The following is a 4206-nucleotide window of genomic DNA, read 5'->3' as shown; positions in this document are numbered from 1 at the left end:
GCACAAAACGGTAACGGTATCTTCAGTTACGGCACAGGCACAACTGTAAACGTATCCGATTCAACTATTACAACAACTGCCGATAATTCCGGAGGTATTCAGACAACAGGCGGCGGTACAACAAATGCTACAAACCTAACTGTAAACACAAGCGGCAACTCTGCCGCAGCAATTCGTTCGGACAGAGGCGGCGGTACAGTGGTTGTTGACAAAGGTACTTATACTTCAAACGGTTACAACTCCCCTGCCGTATATTCAACAGCCGACATAACTGTTTCAAATGCCACTCTTACCGCAAACAATTCTGAGTCACTTGTAATTGAGGGTAAAAACTCAATCAAGCTTAATAATTGTGACGTATTGGGCAATATGAGTTCTACGGAAGGCAGCAGTTCTGACGAAAACGTACACAGCGTTATGATTTATCAATCAATGTCAGGTGACGCAGAAGTCGGAACATCTGAATTTGATATGACAGGCGGTTCTCTGACAGGTAATAACGGAGATATGTTCTATATTACAAATACTCACTCAATCATCAATTTGTCAAACGTTGATATTACCAACAAAGACGCTGACGCTTATTTAATGCGTGTTACAGGTAACAGCGCTGCAAGAGGTTGGGGCAAAGCAGGTGCAAACGGCGCACAAGTTGAATTTACCGCATCAAATCAAACGCTTAACGGCGATATTGCAGTAGATACCGTTTCCACTCTTAATATGACTCTTACAGATTCATCTGATTTTACAGGTACAATAAACATCATTGACAACGCACAAAACGGCACTGCTGTTGATAATAATGCTGTTGTTACAATCGACTCCGACAATACTTGGACTTTGACAGGCGACTGTACTGTAACAAGTCTTGAAAATAACGGTACAATAAACTTCAACGGTCACACAATAACCCTTGCAGACGGTACTGTTTTAAGCAAATAAACACATACAAAAAATGAGCCTTGAAAGTACAGACATAGCCTTGAATTATCAGCATAAAATTATCCAAGAATATGTTCGCACCCCCGACTCAAAAATGATGTTTTCGTAGGGTTACAGCCACTTTGGAATAGCAATCCCGAAGTTAAAATCTATGCTGTTGCATAAATTTTGCATGATAAAACTCCGATGTGAAATACATCGGAGTTTTGTTATATGAGTATCATTTCATTTTATTAAGATACATATTAATATTACCATTGAAGTCTTTGTCACACGCACACATTGCTAACAAATGAGCTACATATCCGTTTTTGGTACTACCGCCGTAAAATTTGTACATAACATTATCTTTATAATTAATATTTCTTGTTCCCGTTTCTTTTAATAGACTACTGAAATTACTCATATTAGGATTTACAATTTTTGCTTCATCAGATGCGAAATCAACAAATCTGACAGGTAAGTTATCATAATCATCTATTGTTTCTGCGGATTGTTTTTTCTTTACATACCTCGTATTATCTACTTCATACCACTTATCTGATACTTGGCAGAAAACCATAAATATTTTTTGTGTATCTTTATAACATAATACCCCCAATGCCGAATCGTTCACTCCGGAATTTTTACTTACATTCCAAAATTCGTAAACAATCATATCTTCACCAAATATTTTTCTTTCTTCGACAATTGCTTGGTCTAAACTGATAGGATACTCGTAAAATGCCACATCGTCCCATTTAAAGCTTTTATCTTGTTCTTCTTTTTCGGCATATCCTTTATCCTGCACCATTTGATTGTGTTTTTCAATAAATTCTTCTATGGTCATTTTAAACTGTCTTCCTGTACCTTTTTTATGAACTTCGGTATATGAATTTTCCGTCCCTGTTGATGTGTCTATAACTGTATAATCATCCGTTTGGGAACCAGAATTACTGCTATCCTTTGCGTCCAAATTAAATGTAGTATATTCAACACTGTCTTCCTTTCCGGGTTCGTAAAATTTACACTCAACGGAATTTTCATTAAATTTGAATTTGTAGGCTATCTCTGTTAACTGACCGTCAATCTTGTATGTTCCGTCAGCCAAAGCGGTAGTTTCATCAATAAAGTTTCCTTGAGTCGCTGTCATTTCCACATCGTGTCTTGGAGGTTTATACGCATACTCAAAATCAATGATTTTTCCATCTATTTCTTTAATTTTTAAAGTGTGCTGTGATTCGTATTTTGTTCCTTCCTCATTTTTAACTGTATATGTACCTATATACTTTGAGTAATCCCTGCTTGTTTGGGCTGTTGTTTTTGCTAAAGTGTTATCTGTTTGTTGCTCACTTTGTTGCTCACTTTGTTGCTCATTTTCTTTATGACTGTCAGGCGTTAAAACATTTTTAGCAACAGGTATAATTATAAGACACGCAATCAATAATATCAGCAATACAATTATTAACTTTTTCGTATGTTTTTTATTGTTTTCTTCATTTTCAATTTTAGTTCCGCAATTTATACAAAACTTAGTCCCCTCTGCCAATTCTTTTCCGCAGTTCTTGCAAAATTTATTCATTGTAATACCTCCCTACCATTATTGCAGCGGTGGTGCGTTCCAAAGCGGATTTTCGTGCATTTCCGAAATCAATCTTGTTTTTTGTTCTTCTCTTGTTGCTTCTTTTTGTTTTCCGTCAACATTATCATCTTCGTCAATCCATACTAAATACACAATTAACTGATTAGGAACGTGTTCAAATCCTTTTTTTGCTACTCCCGATATAATGTATCTATTATATTCATCTGTATCTTCAATTGTATAATCAAATCCATAATTAACTTTTTCAAGATACTCTATTATAAAATCATCATCTTTTTTGTACTTATTAGCCGTTGTTTCACTGCTTGTACTATATTCTGTACTGCCATTATCTTTATAACTGCTATTCGCACTGCTTGATGTTTCTGTGCTTGAAGTATTTGAATTGTCATCTAAATTTTTATGTAGTGCAACCGTATTTACTTTATCCATAACAGGAGTCATTACAAGACATATGATTAACGATATAAACAATACTATTGCCGACTTTTTCATATTAGCACTTTGTTTTGTTAAATTAGGGTTTAATGCACGATATTTAATTAATTCCTTATTTATAAAATTATATTTTATAAATGCTATAATACAAACAGGCAAAACTAATACTTTTGTTACTACCGACAATACAGATAATATGTTTAGTATCAATTTCAGCACACCGTCATCAAACCAAAATGCTTTATCATAAAACGGAATTAATATAAGTGTAGTGGCTATAAATGTGATAATTGTATAAATACATGATTTTCGTTTCTTTTCTGCTTTGACGTAATCATCATTATTATTTATATTACATTCAAAGAAGCGTTTCACAGCATTTTTTGTTTTATTGACAGTTTCGTCCTTTACCGCTTTAAATTCATCACTTTTCAAATATTCTTGCGTCTGTTTTGCTTTTTCAACAACACTGTTTTTTACGTTCTGCATCTGTTCGCTCTGCAAAAACTCTTGCGATTTATTTACTACATTCTTTGCAGCTTTTATCGTTTCGTCTTTCAAATTTTGTGTCTGCTCATTCAGTAAATTACCCTGTTGTTGATTTTGTGTCTTCTGAATGATACTATCCTCGTTTTCAACTTCAGTTCCACAATTCATGCAAAATTTAGTATCCTCAGTCAATTCTTTCCCACAATTCTTACAAAATTTGCTCATCGTTATCTCCCCTAATTTTAATATTTCTATAAGTATTATATCATATTATGTCTATTTGTCAAGGTTTACGTCTTGTATATTGTGTCAATGAACAACAAATTATATTAAAATAATATAAAGGAGGCGATTCAGTGAACAATATCAATTACGTCAATCTCGGCGAAAAAATTAAATCTACTCGCAAAGAACGCGGATACACCCAAGAAAAATTGGCAGAAATATGCGACATTTCCACAGGTTTTCTCGGGCATATCGAACGTGGTACAAGAAAGCTTTCTTTAGATACATTATTTTGTATCGCAACGGTTTTAAATGTCAGTATAGATTATCTTTTAATAGACTCGGCAAACAAATCAGACAATTTTCTTGAACAAATGGATTCGGTTGCTCGTTCTTTAAATCCGTCAGCCTACAATTCTTTTCGCAAAACCGTTAAAATTCTTGCGGAACATATTGATGAAATGTAACAAAAAAGACTTTCTATATCTACCGTTTTCATTATATCGGTATTCATATAGAAAGTCTTGTAC

3 protein-coding genes and 1 pseudogene are annotated in these 4206 nt (G+C 34.2%); 2 read left to right on the top strand and 2 right to left on the bottom strand.

The window, feature by feature from the left end; genetic code table 11:
* A pseudogene (locus ACLTU0_RS09205) lies at positions 1–942 on the top strand (hypothetical protein); the annotation flags it as partial.
* A 220-nt stretch (positions 943–1162) separates the two neighbouring features.
* Here the strand turns inward: ACLTU0_RS09205 and ACLTU0_RS09200 are convergent.
* Together ACLTU0_RS09200 and ACLTU0_RS09195 are read right to left on the bottom strand one after the other, a co-directional pair.
* Entirely contained in the window at positions 1163–2503 is a 1341-nt protein-coding gene (locus tag ACLTU0_RS09200; protein ID WP_412322153.1) for a zinc ribbon domain-containing protein, read from the bottom strand.
* Positions 2504–2521: 18 nt separating this feature from the next.
* Positions 2522–3676 (bottom strand): zinc ribbon domain-containing protein, encoded by a 1155-nt coding sequence (locus ACLTU0_RS09195; protein ID WP_412322152.1) that lies wholly within the window; start codon positions 3674–3676, stop codon positions 2522–2524.
* A 131-nt stretch (positions 3677–3807) separates the two neighbouring features.
* On the opposite strand from ACLTU0_RS09195, the gene ACLTU0_RS09190 reads away from it, so the two are divergent.
* The gene (locus tag ACLTU0_RS09190) at positions 3808–4143 is read left to right on the top strand and encodes a helix-turn-helix domain-containing protein (protein WP_022229868.1); all 336 of its coding nucleotides are present in this window, start codon (positions 3808–3810) and stop codon (positions 4141–4143) included.
* Positions 4144–4206 lie beyond the last annotated feature (63 nt).

Source organism: Hominilimicola sp., assembly GCF_046972485.1.
GTDB lineage: Bacteria > Bacillota > Clostridia > UBA1381 > UBA1381 > Hominilimicola > Hominilimicola fabiformis.
The sequence above is the reverse complement of the archived record's forward strand: the minus strand, read 5'-3'. Positions and strand labels throughout refer to the sequence as shown.